Origin of the sequence: Nitrobacter sp. 62-23, from assembly GCF_001897285.1 — a bacterium.
Taxonomy (GTDB): domain Bacteria; phylum Pseudomonadota; class Alphaproteobacteria; order Rhizobiales; family Xanthobacteraceae; genus Nitrobacter.
On record NZ_MKSM01000112.1, the window covers coordinates 1 to 21,894 of the forward strand.

The window sequence follows — 21,894 nt, forward strand, 5'->3', positions numbered from 1 at the left end:
CCGTTTGATGAACCTACGTGAGAGATGATAAAGCCTTCTCGGCCTGGTGAAGCGGTCAGCGCGGCTACACCATAGGAGCCTGTGGCGTATGCAACAGGTTCACCCGAACTAAAGGCCATAGGGCCGTCTCGTACGGTTTCGAACTCCCCGATCACCAAGAGTCAGCGAGGGTTCGTTTGCGGGGGCGCACCGCAGACACTGCCCGCCGGGAGAGTTCGAGTGGTTAGGGAGCGACCTGAAACCTCGCTCGAGTCGCGGGCGGTCGCGGCCCACCGCGCCTATGTTGAGGCGCTGGCGGCATTGGAACGCGCGGTTCACATCGCGAATTGCCCGACCTGTCAGCCCGACGGCACCACAGACCGCGAGCACGCTCTTCGCTGCGCCTCCGCGGAGGCCGAGAAGGAGCGCCGGCGCGTTCTCTTTCGCGACCTGTGCGACAAGCTCGGCTACGTACCCGTCGGTCACGGGATCGCCCTGCCGTCCGCCCATTGCCCCTCGCGATCCCGCGCCGGCTAACGTGACACCCGGGTCGCCAGCTTGCGGCATCATCTCCCTGTCGCCGCCTGCGGCTGCAAGGACAAACCTAAAGGCTGGCACTCCGAGTCTTCTGCGCCGACACGAGCAACGCGCAACAGCAACTGACGTCGCAACTTCCGGCGGCAATGGTCTTTTCTGACCATACCGGCGCGCCGCCATACGTGGCCAACTCGGCTCATTCAACAAGCCGAGGAGACGCCCATGCTCATGGTCATTCCCGGCTCGGACATCAGCCGCCATGCCGCGCTGATGGATCGGGCCTTCCGCTTCCGCCACGCCGTGTTCGTCGACGAGAAGGGCTGGGAGGACTTGCGCCAGCCCGACGGTCTTGAGCGCGATCGGTTCGACGACGTACATGCAACTCACCATATCTGCCTGCGCGGCGACGAGATCGTAGGCTACCAGCGCCTGCTTCCGACGACGCGTCCGCACTTGCTCACCGATGTGCTGTCTGACCTGTGCCGTCAGCGCCCGCCGCGCGGACCGCGTGTATTCGAGTGGACACGCTTTTGCGTCGCGCACGGCCATCGCGAAATGCGTCCGCGCGGCGACAGCCCCTTTCTCGAGCTCGCGCAGGGCGTTGTCGAATGGGGCATGGCGAGCAAGGTCGACACCGTCACGGTCGCGATCGACTGGCGATTGATGGTAATCGCGATGCAGCTCCGTTTCTTTGTCCGTCCTCTCGGATTTCCGAAACGCATCGGCCGCGACGAGGTGGTCGCGCTTCGCATGTCTTTCAACCGCGAGACGCTCGCTGCGATCCGGCAGGCGCGCGGCTGCGAGGACCGCGTGCTTCCCGACGCCACGCTGCCTTCGGCTGCGTGAACGAGACATCAACAAGAGAGGAGGTCGCCTGGTGATCCGCACTGCAGACACGAAGATCGTCGCCCAGGAACTTCACATGCGCTACGACCACGTCCGCGCTGTAACCATCATTGGCCGCACGCTGCAGAAGGCGCTCTTCGCCGGGCGTTCCGACGAAGTCGTCTTCTGGGCCCTAGTGCACGCGCACTATCGCGGCGGCGATTTATGTTCCGTCGCCGAGGAGCAGTTGCACGCCTTCGCCGACTTCATCATCCGGGATCCGTCAGAGGTGAACTGAGGCAGTGATCGCTAGACGTCGGTCGGCGCCACGATAATCGAAGCACTCCCGGCGGTCGGCGGGTTTGCAGCGATGCCGGTCGAGGTCGGGAAGTCGCCTGGCCCTGACGGCCCGCACACGGCTTGGCCGTCTTTGCAGTTCGGGTCCGCGAGGGCGCCCGCATTGTTGGCCATCTTGCAGATGGTCGTCCCGTTGATGTCGGCGAAACCGGAGCATGTGCCTGAATTGAGCATCTTCTGGCAGTTGCCGGTGCCGAGCTGGATGCAGGCCGCGATAAGGCTGGCATCGACCTTCTGACCGTCGAACGTCGACATCGAGGCCAGTTGCCTGACTGCGGATGAATTATAGCCGTCGTTGGTCAGCTTGGCCCATGCGTCGACTTGGTCCTGCAGCGACATGCAGCCGTAGACCGAGCGGTCGGTCCCCGCGTATTTCTGGACGTTGGCGTTGTTGAGCTGGAAAATGCCGGTGCAGCAGCTGCCATTATAGTTGCCTTTGTTGCCGCCCGACTCGAAGCGTCCCAGGCCGCCGAGTGAGCAGGACGTTCCCTTGAGATCATCCCGCAGCGGAGAATTCCTCACCGCATCCGTTATCTGCTGAGCGGAGTAATTGGTGCGTTCGCAATATTGTCCCGCAACTGCCCGCCCGGCGCCGAACCACGAAATGCTCGCGCAAAGAACAACGACGAACATTAGACCGCTAAGTCGCGTGCACATGAAGTTCCCTCCGCATCCTAGAACGTCATTTGAGCGAATAGACACGTGCGCAGCTCGGCACGTCATGGCCACCGATCGTGGTGCGGAAGCTGATCGTGCCGGCGGCCGGATCGTAGCGCGTGTAGGAATTATCGTTGCGGTTCTTCGCCGGCAGGTCGGGATCGGCGTGATCCGTGTAGCAGCCGGTATCTGACTTGATGGATATCACTTTGCCGTTCTCGATCGTGACGATGCGCAGAGGGCAGACAGACGGCTCGATCTCGGCCCCTTTGTCGTTCGCCCCGCTATCACATGCGCGCGACAGCGCCGTGCTCACGATGATGGTGCGGCTGCCGTCGCGATAGGTCGAGGCGAGCGCGGTCACCAGCGCGTTTTTACCGCCGAGGCTCCGCTTGAGCTCGGTGGTCACGTAGGCATTGGCCTCCCGGATGACGTCGGGCCAAATCAGCGTCTGTAGCGGGTCGGTGGTCGACGGGATCTGGAAACTGTAATAGCTCATCGCCTGCCAGCGGCTGGCAGCTTGATCCTGCGCGGCTGCGAGGCAAGGAGTCGCGAGTAGCGCGACGATCGGAAGGATGAACCTAAATCGCATCGAAGCCTCCTGATGCTGAGATTGCCGACCAGCATGGCACGGCCGCGAGCGCGGTCCAGGCCGCGCGCCAGCGCGCCCCGCTGGGGTCGCCTTGACGGCGCCGTCAGCGGGCGTGGCACCATGATGGACCGGCGGGCGGCGTTTCATTGGGGGTGCAGCGCGATGTTTTGAGAGCAGCCATCCACGGCCTGGTGATCGATGATGACACCGGTCTTCACGGTCTTGGTGGCGACATCGTAGGAAGCGTAAGAAGCAGTCTGCGGGTCACCGCTGGTGCCGACGGCGGGCGAAGCGAGTTCGAGAAAGCAGGCGCGGCCGCCGTCGAGGGTCCGCACCTGAATCCCTTCGTAGATGGCTATCCGCAGCGGGCAGAGTTTTACCGTCGCGCCGGCGACCGCCCGCAGCTCCTTGAGCGTGCAGCCGGTGACCGTGTTGAGGATTGAGAGGACGACGGACTTCGTGGGACTCCAGATCACGAAATGCGCTTCCGTGGCGGGCGCGTTACCATCGGCAAATCTCTGGTCGCCACGCGCTTTGTAGGCGCGATTGTTGGCGTCGATGGCGTCCTTCCAGATATCGGCATAGGTCGCCGTTTCCGCCGAGCGCTGTTGCAGATTGGCATAGCTCATCGCACGCCATGCACCGGGGTCGGGTGTCAGCGGCCGCGCCGTGACGGCACTGGTGATTTCGGTCATCGCAATCAAGCTCGCGGCCAGGATGCGCGCCGAACGTCTGGCAATGCGTGCGGCCGGCACCGTCTCGGTATGACAATATCTAATATAATATCTTTGTGTTGTCGATGCTAGCACGCCCACGACCGGCTCTCCTATTCATAACGGGATCGGCCTGGCACCCACCACCAGAAATCCTTGGGCGAGTGCTCGCGATTGCGCCACGGGGCGGCCGTCACAGGCGGATGGATAGACTGCATATTCCAGACGGCGCCGTAGTAGTAGAAGTTCGCGGTCTCGCGCCGCAACCGCCTTCCGGAAGCATCAAGGAAATCCGTGGCGCAATGCACGACCGGACCGCGGTAACGGGTCACGCGCGCGGTCTGCTCATCAAGAGCACCGGGCTTGCATCCGAACAGCCAGATCGACGATGGGTAGAGGCGGTCCGCCGGCGCGGCCGCGATCAGGCGAAGATAGGCGGCGTTTGCCTCCGGCTGCGTGGGATAGGGGAAGCGCTCGGTGAGCAGCGGCGCGAAGGTCGAGCGATCCGGCGCGTATTCGAGTCGGCCCGGCCTGACCTGAGCAGGGCTGTAAAGCGGCTCCGGCGCAAACGGTCCGAGGTCGACCACCGGCGCGGCCGGTGTGGCGCAGCCGGCCAGGGTAATCAGCAGCGGCACCATCAGACCATGGGTTCGGTGGATCATGGTGTTGCCTCGCCGCTCGCCGTCGCCCGGCGTTTGCCGTCGGAACCAGCCCGCCAATCCCACGGCATCTGAAAGGTGCTGGACCATAGACCGCGGTAGGCCTTGCGGGCGTCCTGTTCAGCGAGCGCGTAGACGCGGATGCCGGGATCGTCCGGGGAGGGCGGCCGCGCGACAGCGATGCCCTCGCGCACCATGTCCGCGGCGATATCCGGATGACCCGCCGAAGCGCAACGCACGAGACGTTCACCGTCGTCATCGCGCAGCGTCCTGCAAGCGAGCCAGACGTTAAGCGTCGCAGTCACGAGCCAGGCGGTCGCCATTGTACCGCAAGGCCAAGGCTGGCGGCCGAGGTGCGCGGTTTGATCGGGCGCGCAGGTGTCGATTCCGTACAGCCGATAGACCGCGTGAGTCTCGATGTCGCGGAAGCGCGTGCCGTCAATCACCTCAACGCGCAATGGTGGCGACTGTACCGCGGCCTTCGGCGAATAGATTCCGGAAGCCGCATTAGGCGTCTGAGCAAAGCTCGCTCGACCGCTGAGAACAGCCAGCCCCGTCAGCGCGGCAACAACGAGTTTAGGCGGCGACATCATCGCGCGATCCGAGATCGAGCTTGTGAAAGACGTTGGCGATAATGTCGGTCGTGTAGACCGTCTCGCCATCTTTCTTGTAGGAGCCGTCCGCGATGCGACATTCGGCATAGACCGCATCGCCCTTCGCGATATTTGCGATCGCCCATTCGGCGGCCTTTTCATTGAGGATCGTGACCGTCACCCAATCGGTCTCTTCCCGGCGCTCGCCCTTGGCGTCGGTCCAGGCGCGATCAGTCGCCACGTTGATCTTGGCAGCCTTGTTGAAAGCCTTCGGCGTTTGGCCGACGCGTCCGCGCAAGATGAACAGATTTGTCGTTCTCATGGATCTTCCTCCTTGGGTTGCTGGATGGTTATCAGGGCGTTGGCGCCTGCGAGCGCAACGTTGCAGGCGCAGGCGAAGTGGCAGGCACACTCCGATGCAGCGCGCGCAGGATGATGGCGTTTGGATCGGGCAGGTCGGCAAAATCCCAAAGCCCCGCTTTAGCGCGCTGCGCCACGAGCTCCGCGATGAAATAAGGTGGATGTACCGGCTGGCCGTCAGGCTTCAGGGCCGCGAAGGCAAAGCCCGTCGCGATCAAAGCGGTGCCGAGGTCGATTCGCGACCCGGCGCCGGCACCACTGATGCGCGTTGCCACGCAGAACACGAAGACGGTGCGCGTCTCAGGTTGCTCGGCCGCATCATAGCATACAGGACGCAGATCGCGCGTCAGCGCCACCAGCATCGTGAGCGACGCCTCACCGCAGTCGCGCTTGAGACCATGGCCATTGGTGAAGCTCGTTCCGCGAAGGCAGGCCTGCACACCGTAAAGCCGGTAGGTGACGCCGGCGTCGGACCAACTGTCTCCGGTGAGGTAAAGGGCCGTGGTGGGAACTGCAAACCAGTGGGACTCAGCGGTCCACGTCGGTGCGGCGCCGAAGCCGATGAGCAGCGCAAAGAAGGCGACGACGGCGCGCGTACACCGCATGCTAGTAGCCCCGTAAAGAGAAGTAGAAGCGTTGGCTGCCGTTCGCCGTGCTGATATCAACGTAGTAGGGCTCGCTGCGTGGATCGCGCGGTGTCGTTGGATAACTCGTGGTACAGCCACCATCCCCGCCCGAGCAGATCTGCTGTGGCTTGGAGAGATCGGCGCAGAGACTGCCGTTCGGCGCAGGCATGAAGTCGGCCCCACCATCCGTCGGTGACTGCACTGACGTCAGGCCGGCAGGACAGGCCTGATAAGGCTCATAGCCGAGACCGCTGGCGTTGCCCTCCGGGCAGGATGGCCAGCCGCCGCCTTTCGCCAGGTGCCGAAACAGCGCCTGCATAACCGGTACGCAGTAAGGGATGCCCTGCCAGCTCGGGGCAGCCGCTGCGCATAACAGCACCTTGCACCCAAACGACGCGTCTTGGGCGCGGGCTCCGATCCCGACGCCGGGCGCGAATCCAAGTCCGAAAGCCACGAGCAAAGCTGCACTGCGCTTCATCTGGTACCCGGGGTTAGAGTTGCAGCAGGCGTGCTGCACGCTATTGCCAAGGTACCAACATCTAATATATTGTCTATCAGATAATGGGGTTGGGTGGTATGTCAGTCCGCTTCGCGGCAATCGGGTTTAGCGTCCTGGCGGGTATGGCAATGGCCAACGCGCAGGACACCAAGCCAGCGCGCGTGGCCGCCGTGGACGCTGACGGCCGTATCCTGCCGCTCGCGGACGCGCCAGTCGCGATTGAACGGATCGACGGCACATCGGTTGGCACATCGCCCTGCCCGAACGCCAGAGCGATGGCGGCGGATGAAGCCCGCGCGCTGGTCGTTCGCATCGCTACGGCGGAGAACTTCTATCCTGACTTCGTCCAATCGGTCGCCAAGATCGAAAGCCATTTCAATTCTACCGCACTGTCGGACAAGGGTGCGGTCGGCTTGATGCAGTTGGAGCCGGAAACGGCGCAACGCTTCAAGGTCGATCGATGCGATCCCGCCGACAATGTCCGTGGCGGCGTGCGCTTTCTCCGCGCCCTCCAAAACAAGTACCGGAATCCGCTTTTTATCCTCGCGGCCTACAACGCCGGCGAGGGCGCCGTGGACAGCAATCGCGGCGTGCCCCCGTTTCCCGAAACCGTCCGTTTCGTCGCGCGGGTGATCAACGACTTCTACACCTGGCCGGCGCCGGGCCACGCGGATTCCCGGCGCGCACTCCACCGCAAAGTCGCCGATCGGCCTGACCTGATCGAACCGGGGTCAACGCGCGCTCCGCCGCAGACCTCCGCGCCGACGCCGCCGGGCCAGGCACGCTGGGATGACGGCTTTGTCATGCATGTCGATTGAAAAGAGAGGACTGGATGAAGAGATTGCTTTCACGCGCGCCATTGGCCGGAGCGCTTCTGTTACAGACCATCACGAAGGCCGCGGCGCAGTCGAGTGGCGGGACGCTGCAACCCGTTCAATCGACGCTGACGCAATTGGTCTCAGCGCTCACGGGGCCCATTGCGACAGCATTGGCGACGCTCGCCGTGATCGCCTGCGGATTCTTCGCCTGGTCCGGCCGGCTGACCTGGGGCATCGCCGGCAGCGTCATTTTCGGAATCGTGCTGGTGTTCGGCTCGGCGCAGATCGTCCAGTTCTTCCAGTCAGCGGTCGGGCAATGACCGAAGACGAACTCGAGGATCCGCTGATCACACCGCTCGTCAAAGCGTTGACGCGCGCGCCCACGCTGATGGGGGTGCCATACATGTATTTCATGTTCAGCGGCGTGGTCTCCAGCGTCTGCTTCCTGGTCACGCATAACCTCTTCATGCTGCTGGTGGCCATCCCGCTGCACCTGTTCGGCTACGTGATGACGCTGCGCGACGACCGCATCTTCGAAATCCTGTTCGTCAAATCCACTAAATGCCCGCCCCGCTCGCGCGCCTTCTGGGCGGCCGACAGCTATTCGGCGTGAGGAGGAAGCGATGGTTGCGCGTGCCCTGCTTGACGAGTTGACCTTCGGCGCCGTTTCACGGCGCGAGCGTCCTGTCGCCTCCCATGTTCCCTATACGCGCCATGTCGACGACCACATCATCAAGACCCGCGATGGCCTTGTCATGACGGTCCTCAAGCTCGATGGTTATTCGTTCGAGACGTCCGACATGAGCGAAGTCAACTCGCGCCTGCTGGGACGCAACGACGTCATTCGGACTCTTGCCAATTCGAGATTCGCGCTCGTATCCCACATCATCCGACGGGAGGTCCAGCCAAGGATCGACTCGACCTTCGACAATCCGTTGTGCCGCGAGCTTGACGAGCGCTACGACGCAGCGCTGTCGCAGCGGCGCATGTTCGTCAACGATATCTACCTGACCATCGTGCGGCGGCCCTTGCAGGGTCAGGCCGGCACCTTCGATCTCATGCTGACGAAGTTGCTCGGCCGCAAGGACGAGGCCGGCGAGTCGGTCGCGATGCAGACCGCACTGACCGAGCTGCGTGATGCGGCGACCGCGGTGCGCGAAACTCTCGCCGGCTATGGCGCCCGCCAGCTCGGTGTGGTGCGGCGCGATGGCGTCTGGTTCTCCGAGCCGCTCGAGTTCCTGGTGCAGATTCTTGATGGCGGCATCCCGCGCCCGATGCATCTGCCACGCCTGGACATCGCCGATGCGCTGTCAATGAAACGCATCTTCTTCGGTCGTAACGCCATCGAAATTCGCGGCGCGGGCCCCGAGGATACCCGCTTCGGCGCCATGGTCTCGATCCGGGAATACCCGGCGCAGACCGGTCCCGGCTCGTTCGACAACCTGCTGCGCGTGCCGCACGAATTCATTGCCACACAGAGCTTCGCCATCGTCGACCGGCCCGAGGCTGCCAAGCAGATCGATCGGGTGTCGCGCCAAGTCGACATGTCGGATGAGGCCGGATCGATTGTCGCGGAGCATCTCGATGATGCCCGCGATGAACTGCTGGCCTCGGAAGCGATCTATGGCGAGCACCACATGACGGTGATGTGCCTCGGCCGCAACTTGTCGGAGGTCGGCGCCGCCGTCACGGTGGTCGGCGCAGCGCTCACGGACCGCTCGGTGATCTGGACGCGCGAGGACCTCAATTGCGAGCCGGCGTTCTGGGCGCAGCTTCCCGGCAATTTTGCCTATATCGCCCGCAAGGGCGTGATCTCATCGAAGAACTTTGCCGGCTTTGCCTCACTGCACAATTATCCGAGCGGTCGGCCGACCGGCAATCACTGGGGGCCGGCGATCTCCGTGTTCGAGACGACGTCGCAGACCGCCTATTATTACAACCATCATGTCCGCGACATCGGCAACTTCACCGTCGTCGGCCCGACCGGGTCGGGCAAGACGGTGTTTCTGTCCTTCATCGCGGCGCAGACGCAGCGCATCCAGCCACGGCCGAAGCTGCTGTTCGTCGACAAGGATCGCGGCGCCGAGATCTTCATCCGGGCGCTCGGCGGGCAATATGAGACGCTCGTCCCCGGCGAGCCGACCGGCTTCAATCCACTGTCGCTCCCGGACACGGCGCCCAACCGGGAATTTCTCTATCAGCTGTTCGCCTTCATGTTGCGGCCTGCGAATGGCGCGGATCTGACCGCGTCCGAAGAGCAGGTCATCCGCAACGCCATCGCGGCGGCGCTCACCGGCGGTCCAGCGGGTCGGACGCTGAAAGCCTTCTCCACCTTGCTGCGCGGCCGCATCCGGGCGGGGGAGGGGGACCTGCTGGCGCGACTCGAAAGCTGGATGCGGCCCGATCAGCGTGGCTGGCTGTTCAACAACGACGAGGATCAGTTCTCGTTGTCGAGCGTGTTCGGATTCGACATGACGCGTGTGCTCGACGATCCGGTGATCCGCACTGCGGCGCTGATGTACATTTTCCACAGGACAGAAGAGCTCCTGACCGGTGACCCGGTGATGATTTTCCTCGATGAAGGCTGGCGTCTGCTCGACGATGACGTATTCGCCTTCTTCATCCGCGACAAGCTCAAGACCATTCGCAAGCAGAACGGCATCGTCGGCTTCGGCACGCAATCGGCCGCCGACATCGTGCGCTCGAAAGCCTCGAACACGCTAATCGAACAGACCAGCACCAACATCTTCTTTCCGAATCCGAAAGCCGATGACGAAAGCTACAAGCAGGCTTTTCGTTTGTCGGGACGGGAAGTCGCCTGGATTCGCGGCACCGTGCCGGAGAGCCGTTCCTTCCTGATCAAGCATGGCCGAGACAGCGTGGTGGCGAAGCTCAATCTCGCCAGCATGCCGGACCTGATCAAGGTGCTGTCCGGGCGCACCGAGACGGTCGCCGAGCTCGATGCGCTGCGGGCGCGGGTCGGCAACGACCCCGCCGTGTGGTTGCCGCTCTTCATGGGCAGGAGCGAGGCATGAGATCTGCAATCATTGTTAGCGTTCTCGCGCTCGGCGCTACGCCGGCGCTGGCCGATATCCCGGTCAACGACGCCGCGCAACTGACGCTGCGTTCCCAGACGGCCAGCACGACGGTGAAGCTCTTACCGGTCACAACACGGCGACAGGATGCCAATAACGGCGTCAAATGCGCGGTGACCACGGGCAAGAAAGTCAGCGTCATCGACCCGACCGTGCAGCCGCAAAGCGGGGCCGGTAGCCAGGCGATCCGGTCCTACGCTCCTGATCTTCCGGTGACCTCCAATCCGAACGCGCAAGGCGCGACCCTCAACAGCCAGACGCTCTTCAAGTCGAGCGGCGATGTCGTCGCCGGCCTTGATGCCAGCCGCCAGACCATGAGTGCGGCGCAGTCGGCGTTCCAGGCTGCCGGGCAGCAGGTCGGGACCGCGCAGACGGTGATGGCGGCGATCGACATGAACAGCGCCGCGCGATTGCAAAACAATCTTGTCTGGAACGGCGCGATCGGCTCCGCCAACCTCTGGGTCACGGCGCTGAACGCGCTGAACTTGGCGGTCAACAGCGACATGAGCCGGGCCGCGACGGGGATGCGGGCGACCGTGACCAGCACCCAGCCGGGGCCGGCCTGTCCCGTCGGCATGGTCGGCGCGGGGACAGCCGCGCAACCTTGCCGGACGCCGACGGCCTGTTCGACCACGGCGCCCGGCGCGCGGGTCGATCCGTCCTGTGTCAGCGCCCGCACCGTCGATAGCGACGGCAACGTCATCTTCTACCTCGTTCAGGCGCAGAACACCGCGAACGCAGGACGTAATTCCATCGCCGCGCTCACTGCCGCCGACGTCACTGCGGCTCTTGCCGCGATTGCCGCCAACAGCCGCTAGGGAGGCTTCGATGCGCTTGATTGTCCTGCTCACGTTGTACGCGCTGGCCGTAGTGGGGGCCTCGCCTGTGATGGCGCAGGTTCCTGTGCTCGACAACGCCAACCTCGCCAAGGCGCAGCAGATCGCGACCAGCACGCAGCAGATTCTTGCCGCGGATCAGCAGATTTTGCAGTTTACGCAAAAGACCTTGCAGGCCGTTACCGGCGATCGGTCGTCGCAGGCCCAAGGCACGCTCGCCCAGATGGCGCTCGGCGGCGGCTTCTCGATGGCGCAGGCACCCTCCCTCGGCTCGGTGATTTCCGGGGGCGCCTTATCATTTGCCGGTATGGGCTCGGCGTCTCAGAATATTGTCTCGACGCTGATCAACGGCTTGCAGCTCGTCCAGACCATCACCGGCCTCGTCAATGGCCAGAGCCATCCTGCCGACACCGCATACAAGAATTCCGTCAACGTCGCCGCGACCCTGTCGGGCCTCATCAACTCGACGCAGGGCGCCGTGCAGCAAAGGTCCTCGGCGTTCACGCAGGGCGGCCAGCAGATCGGCAAGGCGCAAGACCTCAAGGGCAGCGTCGACCAGAACACGCAGGTGCAGATTCAGACGGGGCAGACGATCAACGAGCTCAACGGCGTCGTCAACAACGCGGCAGCCGCGGCCAACCAGGCCAACCTCGACCGGATCGCGGCAGAGTCGTCGGCGGCGCGCGCCATGAAATTCACACAGCAGTAAGCCGAGCGGGAGAGCGAAGCTTGTCCAAACGTATTGCCATCCTTGTCGCCATCGTCGCGATCGCTGCCGTCTTCATCAGTCGCTATGGCTTCAACCGCGCGCCGGCACCGGCAGTGGGCGTCAGCGCAACCAGCGCGCAGGGCGAGGCAGCAAAGGCCGCCTCACGCGCCATGACGTTCACGCAGCCGAAGGCGTCGGCGCAATGAAGCTGATCACTTCGTTTGCGTTCATGACGCTGATGGCGACGCTGCTCGCAGGCTGCGCCTACAAACCCCTCAAAGCGCCTTGCTCGCCGGATGAGGGCGGAGCGCCGCTCGCCTATTCAGACGCGACGCCGCCTACCGAGCCTGATGATCTGAAAAGGTTCGCCCGCTGCGGCCCGATGCGGCCGATCTGAGAGGGGCGATGGGAAACAGCTTCAGCATTACCTCGCTTCTGCAATCGGTCGACCAACTCGGTCAGAACTATGTATCGACCGCCTACCAGGCCTTGGCAAACGCGGCGACCTCGGGCGGCGCCACCAGCGTCGCCGGCTTGCTGCTCACGCTCTACGTGATCTTCTGGGGCGTCGGCATCTGGCAAGGCACCGCGACGGGCGGTCCCGCTGACCATGCGTTTCGCCTGTTCCGTGCCGTGCTGATTTACGCCATGGCCACGAAGTGGGGCGACTTCCAAACGCTGGCGTACAATTTCCTCAATGATGGCCCTTCAGCGATCGGCAACGCGTTGCTCAGCGCGGTGACGTCGGCGAACAACACCGGAATGTCCGTAAATCTGAACTCCGTGAACGGTGTCCAGTCGGCGTTGCAGAACATGTGGGACACAACCAACAGCGCGACCGAGGCGTTCCTGCAGAATGCCGGCATCACCAACTGGGGGCCCTACATCTTTGCCGCTGTCTTCTATGTGGTGATGGCCCTCCTGATCGGCTTCGCGATCTTTCTCATCGTGCTGTCGAAGATGTTCATGTGGTTGCTGCTGGCGTTGGCGCCGCTGTTTATCATTCTGCTGCTGTTTGGCGTCACGACACGGTTCTTCAGCGGCTGGATGAGCGCGCTGGTCCAGTATTTCCTGGTGCAGGTCCTCGTCTATGCGTTCCTCGCCTTCTATGTCTCGCTGATCCAGCAGACGATCGACACACTCAACGGCGTCGCCAACTCCAAATCCGCAACCTGGGCCACCATCGGCCCGGTCGTGCTGCTCGCGATCATCGGCATTTTGCTGCTCAGCCAGATCAACAACATGGCAGCGGCGATCGCCGGCGGCGTCCCAATATTTGCGCCGCGCATCGGTGCGGTGCTCGCGACCGCCACCGGCTATCGGCTCGGCGCCGCCGCCAACCGGGCGCGCCTTGCCTTCCGTAACCCGCTCAATCCTGTCTCGATGTCCCGGCGGGAGGAGCTGGCTTCCCGTCAGCGCGCGCGCGTCGGATTGCGCGCCGCGTCCTGGGCTCAGTCCGCGGAATTTCGTCGTCTGGCTGACCAGCTGCGCAATCCCGGCGTCCCGCCGGCGTCGAGTGGGGGAGGACGGCCATGACCGAGACGACAGCCCCGGAGCCGGCACAGGTCGATTCACGCTATTACACGGATGGCGTGACGTGGGAGCGGGATATCGCGCGCCGCAACCGCAACTCGCGGGCGCTCGCCTGGATCGTCGCCGCGGTGATGGCGGTCGTGGCCGTCGGCGCGCTCGGAACCCTAGCTTTGCTGGTCCCGCTCAAGACCTACGAGCCGTACATGGTCGTGGTCGACAAGACCACCGGCTTCGTCGAGGTAAAGCGGCCCATGGCCGAGGGTTCACTGAGCCAGGACGAAGCCATCACGACGTTTAACGTCGTGCGCTACATCAAGGCGCGCGAGACCTATGATCCCAAGGCCCTGAAGGATAATTTCGATCTGGCGCAGTTGCTCGCGACCGGCGACGCGGCGCGCGAGCTCACGGAAATCTACTCGCCCGCCAATCCTAACAATCCGGTGAAGGCCTTTGGCTCGAACACCGTGGTCGCCGTCAACATCAAGTCCGTGACCTTCCCGAACAACCGAACCGCACTCGCTCGATTTTCGACGGAGGAAAAGTCGTCGACCAACATCATCACCCGCAACTGGGTGTCGCTGGTGCGCTTCCGCTACACCTCCGCTCCGATGCGCAACGAATGGCGCTTCGACAACCCCCTCGGCTTCCAGGTCCTCGAGTATCGTCGCGATCAGGAGACCGCACCCTCGCCGGGAACGGTAGGTGTGCAGCAATGATCAAATGTTGCGTCGCCTCCATTCTCATTCTGTGCATCACGAGTGGCGCCGCCTTCGCCGAGGCTTTACCGCGGCCGGGCCACATCGACTCGCGGGTGCGCGACGTCGTCTACAACAAGGACAACGTCACCGCGATCGACGCCAGCTACGGCACCTCGACGATGATCGAGCTGCAGCCGGACGAGAAGATCGAAACGCTGGCGCTCGGTGATTCGATTGCCTGGAAGGTCGAGCCGAACCGCAAGGGCGACATCATCTTCGTCAAGCCGGTCGAAAAGAACGCCCAGTCCAATCTCAACGTCGTCACCGACAAGCGCATCTATTCGTTCCTGCTGCGGTCGAACACGCGGTCGCCAGGCGGGCAAATCTATGCGGTGCGGTTCCGGTTTCCGGATGATGAGGCGAGCGCCAAGCTGTTAGCCGAAGCCAAGCAGCGCGCCGCCAATCCGAATCTCAAAGACCTCAATATCGCCAACGCCAACAGCGATTATGGCTACAAGGGATCGTCGGTGAACAAGCCGGTTGCGGTGTTCGATGACGGCACCAAGACCTGGTTCCGCTTCGAGGGCGAGACGCCGACGATCTACATCGTCGATGGCGAACGCAACGAGAGCCTCGTCAATTTCCGGACCGAGGGACCCTACATCATCGTCGACAAGGTGTCGCCGCAGTGGACGTTGCGCAACGGCCAGGAATCGACCTGCATCTTCAACCGCCGTCTGACCAACGTGCATGAACCGAGCGGACTCGAACCCTATGCGCCGCAGCGTGTGGGCTCGGCCACAACTCTGGGAGGTTGACGCGCAATGCCGAGCGCCGACGACTATCGCTCATTCGAACTCGAAGCGGCGGCGACCTCCGTCGCGCGTGGCCGCACAGCGCTTGGCAGCTTTTTGAAATTAGGGGTCCCGATCGGCGTTCTCGTCGTGGCCGCCTGGATAATCTACGGCTCGGTGGTGCGGCGTTCGCCCACCCTGACGACGCCCGACAAGGAGGAATTCACCACCACGCAGTTTCCGCCGCCATCCCTGTCTGCGCCGCGGACGCGAACCAATCAGGGCACCATCGTCATCCCACAGGCGCCGGTCGAACCTGTACTACCGCCCCCTCCGGTGGCCCCTCCCTTGGCGCTTCCGGCACCACCGCCGCCTGAACCACCGCTGGCCGCAGCAGTACCGAACGACGACGAAGCGCGGCGTCTCGCGGAGCTTGAACGTCAACGCCAGGAGGAAGAGCGGCGAAAATGGGCGCGCCTGCGGGCGCCTCAGGTGATCGCCGACAACGCATCGGCGACGGCGAACGCTGCAAATCCGGACGGTGGAAGCAACGCCGCCGCAGGCCCAGAGGACGATCCCAATCGTCGCTTTTTGGCGTCGGTGTCGGCTGCCGGCGTCGAGGTCTCACGCGCCACCAAGAACAACCGGATCGACGCGCTGGTGGCGCAGGGTACCATGATTCGCGGCGTACTCGAGACGGCCGTTCAAAGCGACCTGCCGGGCATGGTGCGCGCGGTCGTGACCGAGAACGTCTGGTCGTTCGACGGGCGCCGCGTGCTGATCCCGGCGGGAAGCCGCCTTGTCGGGGAATACAAATCGGGCATCGCCCAAGGGCAGACGCGTGTGTTTGTGGTCTGGACGCGAATGCTGCGGTCGGACGGCGTCTCGGTCCAGATCGGATCGAACGGCACGGACGATTTAGGCCGCGCCGGCAATGCCGGCTTCGTCGACAACCACTACGTTGAGCGGTTCGGCTCCGCGATCATGCTCTCCATCGTGGGTGGCGCGGCGCAGTTCCTGAGCGCTTACGGACAGAACGCCAACAACACGGGCAACGGCACGATCATCACCACGACTGATCCGATGACGGGCGCGGTGACGCAGACGCAGACGGGCGTGAACCAGAACCAGCTGTCGCTGCAGGCGCGTCAGATCGCGGCGCAAAACGTGTCGCAAACGCTCACCAACATCGCCCAGCAGGCGCTGCGGAACTCGATCAACATTCCGCCGACGATCTATCTCGACCAAGGGACGCGGATCATCGTCTTCGTGCGGCGCGATCTCGACTTCTCGGCGCTCTATCCCGATCCGGTGAAAGAGGCCCTAAGGGAGCTCAAGCGTGAACGCGCTAGCACGAAGTCTGACAGTCTTCATTGATCGGGCGCTCGATCCCGTTCGGCCCTGGCTCGAGGACGACCGGGTCGTCGAGATCTGCGCCAACGGCCCCGGCGAAGTCTGGGTCGAGCGCTTCGGTCAGTCGGCGATGGAACGTCATGAAGTGCCAAGTCTGACCGAACATGCGATCCGCCATCTGGCGGAACGCGTCGCCGGTCATTCCGGCCAGAGCGTCAATGAGGAGCATCCGCTGCTTTCCGCCGCGCTGCCGACAGGGGAGCGGTTTCAGGGCGTGATGCCGCCCGCGACGACGGCCGGCGGCGCCTTCGCGATCCGCAAGCAGGTCATCAAGGAAATGCGGCTCGACGACTATCGCAAGCTCGGATCGTTCGACAAGGTGACGACAGCAAGCGAAGGAGCGCTGTCGGAAACCGACCGGCATCTGTGCGAACATCTCGACGCCGGCCGGATCGAGGAGTTCATCCGTCTCGCGGTCGTTAACCGCTATTCGATCCTGCTGTCGGGCGGCACAAGCTCGGGCAAGACCACTTTCCTGAACGCGATCCTCAAGGAAGTGCCGGTCGACGAGCGCATCATCACCATCGAGGATACGCGCGAAGTCAACCCGATCCAGAAAAACTACCTGCCGCTCGTTGCCTCCAAGGGCGACCAGGGAGAGGCCCGCGTGACCGTTGAAACGCTGCTGCAGGCCTCCATGCGTTTGCGACCGGACCGCATCTTTCTCGGCGAGATCCGCGGCGCCGAGGCCTATTCGTTCTTGCGCGCTATCAACACGGGCCATCCGGGCAGCATTACCACCGTACATGCCGACAGTCCGGCGGGCGCGTTCGAGCAGCTCGCGCTCATGGTGATGCAGGCGGGCCTCGGGCTGCGGCGCGACGAGATCGTCGGCTACATCAAATCGGTGCTGCCGATCGTCATCCAGCAGACCAAGGTTGGCGGCTGGCGCGGCACCTCGGCCATCTATTTTTCCCGCGTGGCGGAGTGGCGGCAGGAACGGGCAGGGGGGAAAGGCCGCCATGGCGCGCGTCGTCGCCTATAGGATCGGCATCGCGATCCTTCTTCTTCTCGGCTTCTGGCTATTGTGGAGCATGGCCTACGAGGTCGTCGTGGCGCTCCGCTGGGCGCCGACCCGATTTCCCAGCGAAGGTACCAGCCGCTGGGCTCTCTTCCGGATGCAGAACGCCGATCGCTCGGCGGACTTTTTCCTTGTCGCCTGGCGTCATTTCTATGACCGCCTCATCTTCACGCCAACCCGGGTTGAGGCGCTCATTCGCGCGGGCTACGCCGCGGCGGCTGTTGTCGCGCTCGGCCTGGGCGGCCTACTGTTCGCCTTCGTCAACCGGCGCCAGATGCCGTACGGTGCCGCGCGCTTCGGCACGGTGATGGAGGCGGCGAAGCAAGGCCTGACGGCCAGGCAGGGCATCGTGCTCGGAACGCTGGGCGGGGCGACGATCCGCTCCGATGAACCCGCGCATATTCTGGTCGTCGGGCCATCACGCTCCGGAAAAGGCACCGGCTTTGTCCTCCCGAACGGTTACTTCTGGCAGGGTTCGGCGGTGTTCTTCGATCCCAAGCGGGAGAACTTCGGCGCGTTAGCAAATCATCGGGCAACGATGGGCAACAAGGTCTTCATGTTTTCGCCGGGCTCGAATGACACCCATCGCTACAACCCGCTGGATTTCGTGCGACGTGACGAGCGCATGGCGACCGACTGCCTGGTCGTCGCTTCCTTCGTGATCCCTGAAAAGGCGGACGATACCTGGGCCGGGGCAGGGCGGCTCCTGCTGTCTGCCCTGATCGGCTACGTGCTGTCGTCGCCTCTGATTGCTGGTGCTCAGCACATGCGCAGCGTCGCGCGGATGACCACGACCGGCAAAGACATTTCATCGGTGCTGCGCGCCATCGTGAGGACCGAACGGCCGCATTTGCCGACATGGGTGGTCGACAGCTTTAACCAGTATATCGCCTTGGAACCTGAGACGCGCAACAGCGCCGTCTTCAATGTCAACATGGCGATGTCGCTGTGGAATAACGGGCTGATCTCCGCAGCGACCGAGACGTCCGACTTCGATATTCGCGAGTTACGCCGCCAGCCGATGACGATCTTCATCGGCTGCACCATCGCAGAACTCTCGATCTTCCGGCCGCTGATACGAATTCTGTTCCAGCAGATCCACGATCTTCTGATGGTGAAGATTCCTGGCGACGATGAGCCCCATCAGGTGCTGCTGATGCTCGACGAATTCTACCACGTCGGGCGGATGGACTCGTTGATCTCGAAGATCACGATCAGCGCCGGCTACGGCTTCCGCATGGCGATCGTCATGCAAGACATCGCGCAGCTCGACGAGCTCTACGGCCGCAACACGCGCATCACCACGGTGTCGGGCTCGCAGATCAAGTTGTTCATCCAGATCAACGATCTCGAAACGTCGGAGTTTGTCTCCGAGATGCTGGGCGAGACGACGCAGATTTACAAAACACCGATCAAGCGGCCGGGGCAGGGCATCTTCGCGCCGCGGGTCTGGGCGCCGCATTACACGCCGCGGCCGCTGCGCAACCCGCTTGAGCTTCGAGAAATGTCCGCGCGGCTGTCGATCCTGATGGTCAAGAACTCACGATCGTTCGAATTGACGAAGATTCGGCATTACGTCGACAAGCCGTATCGCCGGTATTATCAAGCAACGAAGGGGCACCCTCCACAGCTTCCCGCCTTGCGGGCGTGGCAGGACGAAGTGCTGGGCGGCGCCATCAATCCGGCGCCAGAGGCGGTCGAGGGCGCAGACACCAGTGTCGGGATCACCGCGGCCGCGCCGGCGAAAGTCCGGCAGCTGCGCCGGCCTTCGGCAAAACGCACGCCGAAGAAGTCACCCGATACCGCCAGGCCATCAGCTCCATTGAACCCCGGGCCGCTTACCATTACAGCGCGGCGCGGGACTCCAAAATCCGAACGCAAGCCGCTTTCGCTGGGCGAATCCCCGCCATCCACTCCGGGTGATAGCTGCGACGTCCGCGACATTCTTGCGTCCGCCAGCGGGCAACAGGATGAGAACTTCGGAGCTATGATGAAGACGTTGCATCTCGGGACCCGATCTGGGAGCAATCTGGTGCAAGAGGCCGCCAACACGCTGCTGTCCCTTCACCGGTCGTTTGGGGATGAGCCGGAGACGGAGGAAGAATGACGTTTCGATTGAGCGCTGATCCAGCAACTGCCGCAGTGACTCTGGAAAAGATGACCTCTGCCCTCAGCGTGAACCGACCGCTTTTCTTCAGATAAATCAGCTTTCCTCGATCAGTTTGAACCCGCCGTTGCAAAAGTCGTCGCTCGCCGCAAGGCCCCAATAGAGCGCCGCGCGCCACGCATTCAGATTTCCGCGCTGGCGGCTGCGAGCGGTGTGGTTGAGTTCCGACCGAAGGATGTCTGCACCGGCAGCAAAGTTGCGCCGAAAGGTGTCCTTGGATTCGACCAGCTCGACTGCGGCACTTCCCGCGTACAACGACCCGAGTTCGAGCAATTCAAAGTGTTGCTGAGCTCTGGCTATGCGTGCTGCCGGCACACCGGCGACCTGTTCGATGGAAAAGCTCACCTGCACCGTGTTGGTAATATCGATTGCTGCACGGAGAATGCGGTGCGAACTCCAATCGTCAAAATACGGATGAAATGTCTGCTCGGCGTGCGTGCGAGGCGCATGTGCTAGCTTGACCTTGTTACAATCCGAACAGCTCGGCACAAGATTGGCCGGAAACACGGCAAACTCGGGATACTCCGATTGCGACAGATAGTGATCGAGCGTTTTGACATCTCGCGCGCCACAGAGCGGGCAACGTCGATATTTCGCGCCTGCCCGCAGGCGGTCGTAGACCGGGCGGCCTTTGCCACGGACGAGAACGCGATCGTAGACGTTCGAAAGATCCTCTTTGCTGACGCCGTCCGGGTCCTCAGCCATCAGTCGGAATAGCTCTGCGCGGACCGCCAAGTCCAGATATTCGGTCGCACGCTCGCTGATCCGCTCGGACAGGGCGAGAAGAGCGCTTCGAAGCTCCGGGTTACGGGTGCGCGCCGCCGACTCGCGAAACACCGCCTCTGCATCATCAGTTGGACATGAAATCGCAATCACGGCTCAGCGCTCCTCCCAGAGCGCCCGCACTAGCGCGCGGCCCTCAGCACCCAAATGGCCCTCAAACGCCGCCAGTGCCTGGTCGAAAGTGTTTGATCTTGAAACGACATCCGAGATCAGCGCGTGATATCCGCTCTCAGTGAATTCGACCCGAAAAATTTCGCGTGTCAGCAACCCGACATTCTCAGCAAAGGTTTCGACCTCAGGGCGCTCGATCTCAACACTTGCTCCATCGCGGAAAAACAGCGACACGCAATTGCTGGGGACTTCCTGAACAATGACGGGTGAGTGAGTGGCCAGAATGGCAACGCCGTTGCGTTGCGCCAGCAAACCCGAGAGCGCGCGGACGAACGATGCGGCGAGAGGAGGATGAAGATGGGCTTCAGGCTCGTCGATCAGAACCAGCGTTCCCTCGCTGACCAGTTCGACCAACCGCGTCATCGTGAGCAAGACAATCTTGTGGCCGGAACTTGCCTCGTCAAACAATTGAACTGCAGTGTCCTCGAAGTCGTCTTGCGGCAAGTCGGCAAGTCGTTCCAATCGCAGCGCGGCAAAAAGCGGATCGCCTTCCAGGACGCGCATGGCAGAGCGCCATCGCGGCTTTCGCGAGCTGCGCAGGCATTTGAGAGTACTCGCGACAAAGTCGGCGCGCAGATCGGCTGTCGTCTTATTTCGCGCCTCGCGCCTGCCGCTCTTCAAACGCACGTTCTTCTTCAGGCCGATATAGGCGTATTGCAGACCTGTGGCCGTCCCGTCGTTCGGAATCGCGGGGTCAAATTCATCGAAAGCGCTGAAAGCAACGGTGACAAGATTTGCGAAGCCTTCCTCGCCGCTGAGCTCATCGTCATCAGTGATGAAGGTCAGGCGTCCGAGTGATCGCTTCCGGCCGACACGCAGCAGGGTACTGATCGAACGAAGGAGTGTCGTCTTTCCAACGCCGTTGCGGCCGATGATGGCATGAATATTTGTCGGCGGAACCGCGTTGGGGGTCACCTGAACCTCGATGACGGCATCATCCGATTCCGGGAACTTGTAGCGAAAATGGAACGGCGTCAGCATCGCTTGCTCGTGCGCAATGGTTCTGAGCTTGGTCAATTCTCGCGCAGAAACAGAGCGCAGAAGCGACGTCTCGAACGCGGCTTCGTTCTGGAAGGCGGCAAAAATGTCATCATTCCAGACCACGTCCTGCAGTGCTTCCAAGATCGCGATGCGATCCTCTTCATCGACCGCAATCAGATTTTCGTAATATTCTTGGCTTTGTCCAAGCGACGCATATTCCTGTCCGAGGGCGACGAAGCCGTCTTCGATCTGGGTGTACCCGTGGCTCATGCTACGCCGCATGATTTTGACGGCCCCGATGTCGTGACGGGTGCCGTCGCCGTCAAGGTAGACGAGCGAGAACGCCGTTTTATACGAATAGTCGTCCCAATTATCGGCGACGAGAAAGCATTGCCGACCGCCAGCAATGTCGCGCTCCGCGCGAGAACTGCGCGAATACGGTATGACCGTGAACTGCAAAGGGGATCTCCGAGGGGCG

At 62.8% G+C, this 21,894-nt stretch carries 27 protein-coding genes; 17 read left to right on the plus strand and 10 right to left on the minus strand.

Going from position 1 to position 21,894, the window contains the following annotated elements:
• Positions 1-219 precede the first annotated feature (219 nt).
• From BGO16_RS12285 to BGO16_RS12295, 3 genes are all read left to right on the plus strand, one after another.
• Positions 220-516, plus strand: a complete 297-nt coding sequence (locus tag BGO16_RS12285) for a hypothetical protein (RefSeq protein ID WP_152648141.1) — start codon at positions 220-222, stop codon at positions 514-516.
• Between the two features lie 222 nt (positions 517-738).
• Positions 739-1,362 carry an acyl-homoserine-lactone synthase gene (locus BGO16_RS12290; RefSeq protein ID WP_043854984.1) on the plus strand — a complete coding sequence of 208 codons (624 nt, stop codon included), beginning with the start codon at positions 739-741 and terminating at the stop codon, positions 1,360-1,362.
• Between the two features lie 31 nt (positions 1,363-1,393).
• Complete coding sequence (locus tag BGO16_RS12295) at positions 1,394-1,639, plus strand: hypothetical protein (RefSeq protein WP_043854983.1); 246 nt, start codon at positions 1,394-1,396, stop codon at positions 1,637-1,639.
• An 11-nt stretch (positions 1,640-1,650) separates the two neighbouring features.
• Here BGO16_RS12295 and BGO16_RS12300 read toward each other — a convergent pair whose 3' ends face one another.
• The 8 genes from BGO16_RS12300 to BGO16_RS12335 form a co-directional block, all read right to left on the minus strand.
• Positions 1,651-2,355, minus strand: coding sequence for a hypothetical protein (locus BGO16_RS12300; RefSeq protein WP_043854982.1), 705 nt, complete (start codon positions 2,353-2,355; stop codon positions 1,651-1,653).
• Between the two features lie 25 nt (positions 2,356-2,380).
• On the minus strand, positions 2,381-2,947 hold the full coding sequence (locus BGO16_RS12305; RefSeq protein WP_043854981.1) for a hypothetical protein: 567 nt from the start codon (positions 2,945-2,947) through the stop codon (positions 2,381-2,383).
• A gap of 143 nt (positions 2,948-3,090) precedes the next feature.
• Positions 3,091-3,642 (minus strand): hypothetical protein, encoded by a 552-nt coding sequence (locus BGO16_RS12310; RefSeq protein ID WP_292619035.1) that lies wholly within the window; start codon positions 3,640-3,642, stop codon positions 3,091-3,093.
• Positions 3,643-3,773: 131 nt separating this feature from the next.
• The gene (locus BGO16_RS12315; protein ID WP_292619036.1) at positions 3,774-4,322 is read right to left on the minus strand and encodes a hypothetical protein; all 549 of its coding nucleotides are present in this window, start codon (positions 4,320-4,322) and stop codon (positions 3,774-3,776) included.
• Positions 4,319-4,912 carry a thermonuclease family protein gene (locus tag BGO16_RS12320; RefSeq protein WP_292619037.1) on the minus strand — a complete coding sequence of 198 codons (594 nt, stop codon included), beginning with the start codon at positions 4,910-4,912 and terminating at the stop codon, positions 4,319-4,321. Before BGO16_RS12320 ends, BGO16_RS12315 begins: the two co-directional genes overlap by 4 nt.
• Positions 4,896-5,234, minus strand: a complete 339-nt coding sequence (locus BGO16_RS12325) for a single-stranded DNA-binding protein (protein WP_043855015.1) — start codon at positions 5,232-5,234, stop codon at positions 4,896-4,898. Before BGO16_RS12325 ends, BGO16_RS12320 begins: the two co-directional genes overlap by 17 nt.
• Before the next feature lie 31 nt (positions 5,235-5,265).
• Positions 5,266-5,877: a thermonuclease family protein gene (locus BGO16_RS12330; RefSeq protein ID WP_244468596.1), complete on the minus strand. Its 612-nt coding sequence runs from the start codon at positions 5,875-5,877 to the stop codon at positions 5,266-5,268.
• Position 5,878: 1 nt separating this feature from the next.
• The gene (locus BGO16_RS12335; protein ID WP_080890818.1) at positions 5,879-6,376 is read right to left on the minus strand and encodes a hypothetical protein; all 498 of its coding nucleotides are present in this window, start codon (positions 6,374-6,376) and stop codon (positions 5,879-5,881) included.
• Positions 6,377-6,525: 149 nt separating this feature from the next.
• Between BGO16_RS12335 and BGO16_RS12340 the strand changes: the two genes are divergently transcribed.
• From BGO16_RS12340 to BGO16_RS12405, 14 genes are read left to right on the plus strand one after another with little or no spacing between them, the layout of a single operon-like run.
• The gene (locus BGO16_RS12340) at positions 6,526-7,215 is read left to right on the plus strand and encodes a lytic transglycosylase domain-containing protein (protein ID WP_349642605.1); all 690 of its coding nucleotides are present in this window, start codon (positions 6,526-6,528) and stop codon (positions 7,213-7,215) included.
• Positions 7,216-7,229: 14 nt separating this feature from the next.
• Positions 7,230-7,535, plus strand: coding sequence for a TrbC/VirB2 family protein (locus BGO16_RS12345; protein WP_043855017.1), 306 nt, complete (start codon positions 7,230-7,232; stop codon positions 7,533-7,535).
• Positions 7,532-7,828 carry a VirB3 family type IV secretion system protein gene (locus BGO16_RS12350; protein WP_043855018.1) on the plus strand — a complete coding sequence of 99 codons (297 nt, stop codon included), beginning with the start codon at positions 7,532-7,534 and terminating at the stop codon, positions 7,826-7,828. The genes BGO16_RS12345 and BGO16_RS12350 overlap by 4 nt, the downstream gene beginning before the upstream one ends.
• A 10-nt stretch (positions 7,829-7,838) precedes the next feature.
• Positions 7,839-10,250: a VirB4 family type IV secretion system protein gene (locus BGO16_RS12355; RefSeq protein WP_292619043.1), complete on the plus strand. Its 2,412-nt coding sequence runs from the start codon at positions 7,839-7,841 to the stop codon at positions 10,248-10,250.
• Positions 10,247-11,128, plus strand: coding sequence for a hypothetical protein (locus BGO16_RS12360; RefSeq protein WP_043855020.1), 882 nt, complete (start codon positions 10,247-10,249; stop codon positions 11,126-11,128). Before BGO16_RS12355 ends, BGO16_RS12360 begins: the two co-directional genes overlap by 4 nt.
• A 10-nt stretch (positions 11,129-11,138) precedes the next feature.
• Entirely contained in the window at positions 11,139-11,855 is a 717-nt protein-coding gene (locus BGO16_RS12365; protein ID WP_292619046.1) for a type IV secretion system protein, read from the plus strand.
• Between the two features lie 20 nt (positions 11,856-11,875).
• Positions 11,876-12,061 (plus strand): hypothetical protein, encoded by a 186-nt coding sequence (locus BGO16_RS12370; protein WP_052506857.1) that lies wholly within the window; start codon positions 11,876-11,878, stop codon positions 12,059-12,061.
• Complete coding sequence (locus tag BGO16_RS12375; RefSeq protein WP_043855002.1) at positions 12,058-12,252, plus strand: hypothetical protein; 195 nt, start codon at positions 12,058-12,060, stop codon at positions 12,250-12,252. Before BGO16_RS12370 ends, BGO16_RS12375 begins: the two co-directional genes overlap by 4 nt.
• An 8-nt stretch (positions 12,253-12,260) precedes the next feature.
• Positions 12,261-13,391 (plus strand): type IV secretion system protein, encoded by a 1,131-nt coding sequence (locus tag BGO16_RS12380; protein ID WP_043855001.1) that lies wholly within the window; start codon positions 12,261-12,263, stop codon positions 13,389-13,391.
• Positions 13,388-14,104 carry a VirB8/TrbF family protein gene (locus BGO16_RS12385; RefSeq protein ID WP_043855000.1) on the plus strand — a complete coding sequence of 239 codons (717 nt, stop codon included), beginning with the start codon at positions 13,388-13,390 and terminating at the stop codon, positions 14,102-14,104. The genes BGO16_RS12380 and BGO16_RS12385 overlap by 4 nt, the downstream gene beginning before the upstream one ends.
• Positions 14,101-14,904, plus strand: a complete 804-nt coding sequence (virB9, locus tag BGO16_RS12390; RefSeq protein ID WP_043854999.1) for a P-type conjugative transfer protein VirB9 — start codon at positions 14,101-14,103, stop codon at positions 14,902-14,904. The genes BGO16_RS12385 and virB9 overlap by 4 nt, the downstream gene beginning before the upstream one ends.
• A 6-nt stretch (positions 14,905-14,910) precedes the next feature.
• On the plus strand, positions 14,911-16,257 hold the full coding sequence (virB10, locus tag BGO16_RS12395) for a type IV secretion system protein VirB10 (protein WP_292619054.1): 1,347 nt from the start codon (positions 14,911-14,913) through the stop codon (positions 16,255-16,257).
• Positions 16,220-17,278, plus strand: a complete 1,059-nt coding sequence (gene virB11 / locus BGO16_RS12400) for a P-type DNA transfer ATPase VirB11 (RefSeq protein WP_043854998.1) — start codon at positions 16,220-16,222, stop codon at positions 17,276-17,278. Before virB10 ends, virB11 begins: the two co-directional genes overlap by 38 nt.
• The gene (locus BGO16_RS12405; RefSeq protein WP_043854997.1) at positions 17,256-19,421 is read left to right on the plus strand and encodes a type IV secretory system conjugative DNA transfer family protein; all 2,166 of its coding nucleotides are present in this window, start codon (positions 17,256-17,258) and stop codon (positions 19,419-19,421) included. Before virB11 ends, BGO16_RS12405 begins: the two co-directional genes overlap by 23 nt.
• Before the next feature lie 96 nt (positions 19,422-19,517).
• Here the strand turns inward: BGO16_RS12405 and BGO16_RS12410 are convergent, their stop codons facing one another.
• Both BGO16_RS12410 and BGO16_RS12415 read right to left on the minus strand, forming a co-directional pair.
• Complete coding sequence (locus BGO16_RS12410; protein ID WP_152648144.1) at positions 19,518-20,357, minus strand: hypothetical protein; 840 nt, start codon at positions 20,355-20,357, stop codon at positions 19,518-19,520.
• A gap of 3 nt (positions 20,358-20,360) precedes the next feature.
• Positions 20,361-21,875 carry an AAA family ATPase gene (locus tag BGO16_RS12415; RefSeq protein WP_292619057.1) on the minus strand — a complete coding sequence of 505 codons (1,515 nt, stop codon included), beginning with the start codon at positions 21,873-21,875 and terminating at the stop codon, positions 20,361-20,363.
• Positions 21,876-21,894 lie beyond the last annotated feature (19 nt).